Origin of the sequence: Pantoea sp. EKM20T (genome assembly GCF_011800485.1) — a bacterium.
Taxonomy (GTDB): domain Bacteria; phylum Pseudomonadota; class Gammaproteobacteria; order Enterobacterales; family Enterobacteriaceae; genus Pantoea; species Pantoea agglomerans.
Genome location: NZ_JAALFW010000022.1, coordinates 22,267 through 28,553 on the forward strand (window position 1 = coordinate 22,267; position 6,287 = coordinate 28,553).

The 6,287-nt window shown below is 52.9% G+C and carries 9 protein-coding genes; 6 read left to right on the top strand and 3 right to left on the bottom strand.

The window, feature by feature from the left end; all coding sequences use genetic code 11:
* Positions 1-44 precede the first annotated feature (44 nt).
* Entirely contained in the window at positions 45-989 is a 945-nt protein-coding gene (fmt, locus tag HFD94_RS22235) for a methionyl-tRNA formyltransferase (protein WP_122890139.1), read from the bottom strand.
* Between the two features lie 20 nt (positions 990-1,009).
* On the bottom strand, positions 1,010-1,522 hold the full coding sequence (gene def, locus HFD94_RS22240) for a peptide deformylase (RefSeq protein ID WP_010252747.1): 513 nt from the start codon (positions 1,520-1,522) through the stop codon (positions 1,010-1,012).
* Positions 1,523-1,637: 115 nt separating this feature from the next.
* Here def and dprA point away from each other — a divergent pair, with 115 nt between their 5' ends.
* Genes dprA through HFD94_RS22270 form a run of 6 tightly spaced genes read left to right on the top strand, consistent with a single transcriptional unit; the run spans position 1,638 to position 5,432 of the window.
* A complete protein-coding gene (gene dprA, locus HFD94_RS22245) occupies positions 1,638-2,762 on the top strand; it encodes a DNA-protecting protein DprA (protein WP_010252744.1) in 1,125 nt (374 codons plus the stop codon).
* Positions 2,734-3,207: a DUF494 family protein Smg gene (gene smg, locus HFD94_RS22250; protein ID WP_010252741.1), complete on the top strand. Its 474-nt coding sequence runs from the start codon at positions 2,734-2,736 to the stop codon at positions 3,205-3,207. The genes dprA and smg overlap by 29 nt, the downstream gene beginning before the upstream one ends.
* 24 nt (positions 3,208-3,231) lie before the next feature.
* Positions 3,232-3,780 (top strand): topoisomerase DNA-binding C4 zinc finger domain-containing protein, encoded by a 549-nt coding sequence (locus HFD94_RS22255; RefSeq protein WP_010252738.1) that lies wholly within the window; start codon positions 3,232-3,234, stop codon positions 3,778-3,780.
* A 3-nt stretch (positions 3,781-3,783) separates the two neighbouring features.
* Positions 3,784-4,356, top strand: a complete 573-nt coding sequence (gene tsaC, locus HFD94_RS22260; protein ID WP_010252735.1) for an L-threonylcarbamoyladenylate synthase type 1 TsaC — start codon at positions 3,784-3,786, stop codon at positions 4,354-4,356.
* A 3-nt stretch (positions 4,357-4,359) separates the two neighbouring features.
* Positions 4,360-5,178, top strand: a complete 819-nt coding sequence (aroE, locus tag HFD94_RS22265) for a shikimate dehydrogenase (protein WP_122890140.1) — start codon at positions 4,360-4,362, stop codon at positions 5,176-5,178.
* Positions 5,175-5,432 carry a DUF1488 domain-containing protein gene (locus HFD94_RS22270; protein ID WP_010252729.1) on the top strand — a complete coding sequence of 86 codons (258 nt, stop codon included), beginning with the start codon at positions 5,175-5,177 and terminating at the stop codon, positions 5,430-5,432. The genes aroE and HFD94_RS22270 overlap by 4 nt, the downstream gene beginning before the upstream one ends.
* On the opposite strand, the gene HFD94_RS22275 is transcribed toward HFD94_RS22270, so the two are convergent.
* Positions 5,399-5,953 (bottom strand): gamma carbonic anhydrase family protein, encoded by a 555-nt coding sequence (locus tag HFD94_RS22275; RefSeq protein ID WP_122890141.1) that lies wholly within the window; start codon positions 5,951-5,953, stop codon positions 5,399-5,401. The genes HFD94_RS22270 and HFD94_RS22275 overlap by 34 nt on opposite strands.
* Between the last annotated feature and the right edge of the window lie 334 nt (positions 5,954-6,287).

Below are 6,287 nucleotides of genomic sequence, written 5' to 3' on the forward strand. Positions count from 1 at the left end.
TTTGTCATCAAACAAAAGGCCCGGTGAGGGACCGGGCCTGAGAGTCAGTCCAGAAGGGTTCCAGGTTCAAACCATTCCCGGCGCGAGTTGAGAAGATCCTGAGCCGACATCGGTTTTTTACCGGCGGGCTGCAACTGGAGCAGGTTCAGTACGCCCTGAGCCGTCGCCACCTGGATGCCATGCTTGTCAGCATGGATAATTTCACCAGGCGCACGATCGCTGTGGGGCAGAACGCTTGCCTGCCAGACTTTAACCGGCTGATCTTCAATGGTGAAAAAGCTCATCGGCCACGGGTTAAAAGCGCGAATACAACGCTCAAGCTGTTCTGCAGAGAGTGTCCAGTCAAGACGTGCCTCCTCTTTACTGAGTTTCTCAGCATAGTTGGCCAGCGTTTCATCCTGTTTTTCAGGTGAAGCCTGCTGAGTGGTCAGTAATGTCAGCGTATCCAGCAGCCCCTGTGGGCCAAGCTGTGCCAGCTTGTCATACAGCGTGGCACTGGTATCCTGGGCAGTAATCGGACAGGCCAGCTTATGCAGCATATCGCCGGTATCCAGTCCCACGTCCATCTGCATGATGGTCACGCCGGTTTCGCTGTCGCCAGCCCAGAGCGCACGTTGAATAGGCGCAGCTCCGCGCCAGCGTGGCAGCAGTGAGCCATGGACATTGATGCATCCCAGACGTGGCATATCAAGCACGGCCTTGGGCAGAATTAATCCGTAGGCTACAACCACCATCACATCGGCCTTGAGGTCAGCAACCAGTTGCTGATTTTCTTCAGGTCGCAGTGACTTAGGCTGATAAACCGGAATGTCATGTGCCATCGCCAGCGTTTTGACCGGGCCTGGCGTTAATTTGTTACCGCGACCAGAAGGACGGTCGGGTTGGGTGAATACGCCGATAACCTGATGTTCAGAAGCAAGCAGCGCGTCAAGATGACGCGCTGCAAAGTCAGGTGTGCCGGCAAAGATGATTTTTAGCGGGGCAGACACGTTTATCCCTTATTAAGATCTCAGGAAGCCTGCGCGTTCTGACGCGCCAGTTTCTCTAATTTATTTTTGATCCGTTGCCGCTTTAAAGGCGACAGATAATCGATAAACAGTTTGCCTTCCAGATGATCGATCTCATGCTGGATACAGATGGCCAGTAACTCGCTGGCTTCCAGTTCGAAACTTTTACCCTCGCGATCCAGTGCACGGACCTTTACCCGCTCGGCACGCGGAACAAATGCGCGCTGTTCCGGAATAGAGAGGCAACCCTCTTCAATGCCGGTTTCACCACTTTTTTCCAGCAGCTCAGGGTTAATCAGCACTAAACGCTCTTCACGACTTTCAGAGACGTCAATCACGATAATGCGCTGATGAATATCGACCTGCGTAGCCGCAAGACCGATACCTTCTTCGGCATACATCGTCTCGAACATATCATCAACGATACGCTGAATGTCTGCGTTAACTTCTTTAACGGGCGCAGCAACTTTGCGAAGACGCTCGTCAGGGAAATGTAATACCTGCAAAACTGACATAAATATCCAGATCTGTATTCGGTTAAGAAAAGATTACTACCTTATATTGTAGACTTTTCGAGGCCTGATTGACAGCATTCTGCGGCAGGAAGCAAGGGCGATCAGGGAGCTGAAGATGGACAAAATAGCGCAGTCTGTACGGCTGGCCGCTGTCACTGGAATGACAGGGAAACGCTGGGTTGATGTGGCGCAGCAAATAGGTGCCGGACAGGCAGACAGGGAGCAGCTTATCCGGCTTGGCTTAGATGAGAGTCAGTGCCAGCAATATTATGATTATAATGAAAAAAATCTCACAGAAGTCTATTCCTGGCTGGCTCAGAGTCCGGCTCACCATCTGGTGACTGCTCTGGACGCGGCCTATCCTGCCCGTCTTAAAGAAACCAACCGCTTTCCGCCGCTGCTCTATATTGATGGCGATCCTGCGCTTATCAGCACACCACAGTTAGCGGTGGTGGGCAGCCGAAACTGTTCACACTATGGCCGCTACTGGTGCGACTGGTTTACCCAGCACTTAAGCCTCAGCGGTCTGACCATTACCAGCGGACTGGCAAGAGGTATTGATGGTGTTGCGCATCAGGCAGCACTCAACGTAGGCGGTAAAACGGTGGCCGTGTTAGGTAGTGGTTTGCAGCGGCTCTATCCCAGCAATCATGCCCATCTTGCCGCAGAGATCGTTGAACAGGGTGGGGCGGTGGTTTCTGAGTTTCCGCTGACGACCCTGCCGCATCCGCTTAATTTTCCGCGCCGTAATCGTATCATCAGCGGCCTGAGCCATGGGGTGCTGGTGGTAGAAGCCTCGCTGAAGAGTGGTTCCCTGGTAACGGCGCGGTATGGGCTGGAGCAAAATCGTAATGTCTATGCCTTACCTGGCGCGCTCGGTAACCCCTTAAGTGAAGGCGTAAACTGGCTGATTCAGCAGGGGGCGCTGCTGGTGGCCCATCCCCATAACATCGTGGAAGATCTGGCAAGTGCACTTAACTGGCTGCCGATGACACCGGCCGGTGAAATTTATTCTGAGGTGAGTGACGATGCTCCATTGCCATTTGCTGATGTGTTGGCTAACGTAGGTGATGATGTTACACCTGTTGACGTTGTCGCTGAACGTGCCGGCCAATCTGTGCCAGTTATCTCAGCTCAGTTGCTGGAACTGGAGTTAGCAGGATGGATCGCAGCTGTACCCGGCGGCTATGTCCGATTGAGGAGGGCATGCCATGTTCGACGTACTGATGTATTTGTTTGAGACATATATCCACAACGAAGCAGAAATGGGTGTTGATCAGGACAGATTGACAGACGACCTGACGGATGCCGGGTTCCATCGTGAAGATATTTACAGTGCGCTGAACTGGTTAGAAAGATTGGCTGACTATCAGGAAGGACTGGTTGCGCCAATTTTACTGACAAATGATCCGCTCTCCATGCGTATTTATACCGATGAAGAGAGCAAACGTTTAGATGCTGACAGCCGTGGTTTCCTGCTGTTCCTGGAGCAGATTCAGGTGCTGAACCTGGAAACGCGTGAAATGGTCATCGAACGCATTATGGCGCTGGATACCTCTGAGTTTGACCTGGAGGATCTCAAATGGGTGGTACTGATGGTGTTGTTCAACATTCCCGGATGTGAAAATGCCTATCAGCAGATGGAAGAACTGCTATTCGACGCCAATGAAGGTATGCTGCATTAAATTTCCTTTCATGCATTGATCGCTATGAGTAAAGCTGCACTCTTCACCGTGCGTAAACAGGATCCCTGCCCCGCTTGCGGGGCAGAACTGGTTATCCGCTCCGGTAAACACGGTCCTTTTCTGGGCTGCGCGAACTACCCGGCATGCGACTACATTCGACCCTTAAAGGGTCAGGCCGATGGTCATGTGGTCAAAGTGCTGGAAGGCCACGCCTGTCCCGAATGCGGTGCGGATAAAGTGTTGCGGCAGGGGCGATTTGGCATGTTCATTGGCTGTAGCCTCTATCCGGAATGCGGATACACCGAAACCATCGACAAACCGGATGAAACCTCGCTGGCCTGTCCACAGTGCCATGAAGGCCGGTTAGTTCAGCGGCGCTCCCGTTACGGCAAAACGTTTCACTCCTGCGACCGCTATCCAGCCTGCCAGTTTGTTGTGAATCTGACACCCGTTGCCGGAATCTGTCCTTATTGCCAGTATCCGCTATTAGTTGAAAAAAAGACGGCCCAAGGGATCAAACGCTTTTGCGCCAGTAAAAGTTGTGGCAAAGCCATTGCTGAAGAGAATTCATAGACCATGGAAAATCAACACCTCGCCGATTCACTTGAAACCTGCTTAGAGCAGCTGAATCGACAGGCGGTCATCGCCTATCCTACTGAAGCCGTATTTGGTCTGGGCTGTGACCCTGACAGTGAATCTGCCGTCATGGCTTTACTGGCGCTGAAACAGCGTCCGGTAGAAAAGGGGCTTATCCTGATTGCGGCTGATTACACCCAGCTGGAACCTTACATCTCCGCTCGGGAACTGTCTGTGATACAGCGTGAGCGGATGTTTGCATGCTGGCCCGGCCCGGTGACCTTTGTCGTACCCGTTCCGCCACAAACGCCTCGCTGGCTTACCGGACAGTTTGATTCACTGGCCATTCGCGTCAGTGACCATCCTGATGTGCAGGCCCTTTGCCGCGCATTTGGTAAACCGCTGGTCTCAACCAGTGCAAATCTGTCAGGCCTGCCTCCCTGCCGAACGGCTGAAGAAGTGAAGCAGCAGTTTGGTGAGCAGTTCCCGGTTCTGTCGGGAAAAACGGGTGGGCGGCTCAATCCCTCTGAAATCCGCGATGTCATCAGCGGCGAACTTATACGTCAGGGCTAATTCATGGATCAATTCGCCGTTTTCGGTAATCCGATCAACCACAGTAAATCTCCGCTGATCCATCAGGCTTTCGCTGAACAGACGGGCGTTGAACATCGCTATGGTCGGATTTGTGCCCCGATAGATGGTTTTCCTCAGGCGCTCTCTGCCTTTTTCGAACAGGGAGGCCGTGGTGCCAACGTGACGTTACCTTTTAAACAGCAGGCATGGGAATTTGCCGATCAGCTCAGCGAACGTGCAGCCCTGTCCGGCGCGGTAAACACGGTGAAAAAACTCAGCGATGGGCAGATCCTGGGTGACAACACGGATGGTATCGGGCTGTTAAGCGATCTTGAACGGCTGAAGATGATCAATGCTGGTGACAAGGTTTTGCTGGTGGGGGCGGGTGGTGCTGCACGTGGGGTCATTCTGCCGCTTCTCTCAGCAGGCGTGACACTCACTGTTGTTAACCGTACCGCCGCGCGGGCGGAAGAGCTGGCTGGCCTGTTTGCAGCGAGCGGCACTATCCGCGCATGTGGTTTTGAGCAGCTGACAGATCAGCACTTTGATCTGATCATTAATGCGACATCAAGCGGTGTGAATGGCGAAACCCCTCCTTTACCTGCAGCAGTCATTCATGCTGATGTGCGCTGTTATGACATGTTTTATCAAATCGGGCTCACGCCTTTCCTTCGCTGGTGTCAGGCGCAGGGCACGGCTCATCTGGCAGATGGTTTGGGCATGCTGGTGGGGCAGGCTGCTCATGCCTTCTATCTGTGGCACGGTGTGATGCCGGAAATCGCGCCGGTGATTACCCAGCTTAAACAGGCCATGCAGCCATGAATCAGGCGATACAGTTTCCTGATGATGAAACCTATAATGCTGAACTGAACGCGGTCTGTTTCCCGGTGCTGGTCAACGGCATGCGGCTGACCTGTGCAATCAGCAGGAAGTCGCTGGCTTCACGTTTTGGTGAAGGGGAGGCGATGGCGCTGTTTCAGCACCATCGCTGGGATCTGGAAGATGAGGCTGAAGCGGCTATCCGTCAGGATAATATTGATGCTCAGGGCTGGATCTGGTTATCTCCCGCCAGGTAATCATCTTTCCAGGCGACATAATTATTAGCAGAATAGCGTAAACCTTCCTTCTCATTGTCATTCAGCGGCCTGATCTGCCTGACCGGACTACCCAGATAGAGATAGCCGCTCTCCAGTCTTTTACCTGGCGGCACCAGACTTCCGGCACCAATCATCACCTCTTCTTCTACTATTACGCCATCAAGCAGAATCGATCCCATTCCGATCAGCACGCGATCGCCAATGGTACAGCCGTGCAACATCGCTTTATGCCCGACCGTGACATCCTCGCCAATAATAAGAGGGAAGCCTTGCGGGTTAGACGCTGATTTATGCGTAACGTGCAGAACGCTGCCGTCCTGTACATTAGTACGGGCACCAATGCGGACCTGATTCACATCACCCCTGATCGCAACCAGCGGCCAGATGCTCACGTCGTCCCCCATTATGATATCACCGACCACAACACTGCTTGGATCGACCATAACGCGCTGGCCAGTTTGCGGGAAAAGGTCTTTATATGGACGTAGGGCGGAAGCCATCATGTTCTCCTTTGTTCTGTTTTCAATGCAGCCTGATGCGATTTCAGGCAGCTGACAAGCCAATTCTGGCCTGGATCGCTGGCGATCTCATCAATCTGGATCATTTATAACCGTTCAGATAAAAGATCCAAAAAAAGGGTTGTGCTCTGAAACGGGATCCCTATAATGCGCCTCCACTGACACGGCAAACCGGAAACGGAAAACGGGTCAGAAGGCACAGGAGACTGCGCCGCCGGAGAAAAACTTCTGAGAAAGAAGTTGACTCTGCAGGAGGAAAGCGTAATATACGCCACCTCGCGACAGGACGCTAACGCACTGTTCGCACTGCTCTTTA

Excerpts from the sequence above, each read along its gene's own strand:
- def (WP_010252747.1), bottom strand. The coding sequence starts at position 1,522 with ATGTCAGTTTTGCAGGTATTACATTTCCCTGACGAGCGTCTTCGCAAA.
- dprA (WP_010252744.1), top strand. The coding sequence starts at position 1,638 with ATGGACAAAATAGCGCAGTCTGTACGGCTGGCCGCTGTCACTGGAATG.
- smg (WP_010252741.1), top strand. The coding sequence starts at position 2,734 with ATGTTCGACGTACTGATGTATTTGTTTGAGACATATATCCACAACGAA.
- HFD94_RS22255 (WP_010252738.1), top strand. The coding sequence starts at position 3,232 with ATGAGTAAAGCTGCACTCTTCACCGTGCGTAAACAGGATCCCTGCCCC.
- tsaC (WP_010252735.1), top strand. The coding sequence starts at position 3,784 with ATGGAAAATCAACACCTCGCCGATTCACTTGAAACCTGCTTAGAGCAG.
- aroE (WP_122890140.1), top strand. The coding sequence starts at position 4,360 with ATGGATCAATTCGCCGTTTTCGGTAATCCGATCAACCACAGTAAATCT.
- HFD94_RS22270 (WP_010252729.1), top strand. The coding sequence starts at position 5,175 with ATGAATCAGGCGATACAGTTTCCTGATGATGAAACCTATAATGCTGAA.
- HFD94_RS22275 (WP_122890141.1), bottom strand. The coding sequence starts at position 5,953 with ATGGCTTCCGCCCTACGTCCATATAAAGACCTTTTCCCGCAAACTGGC.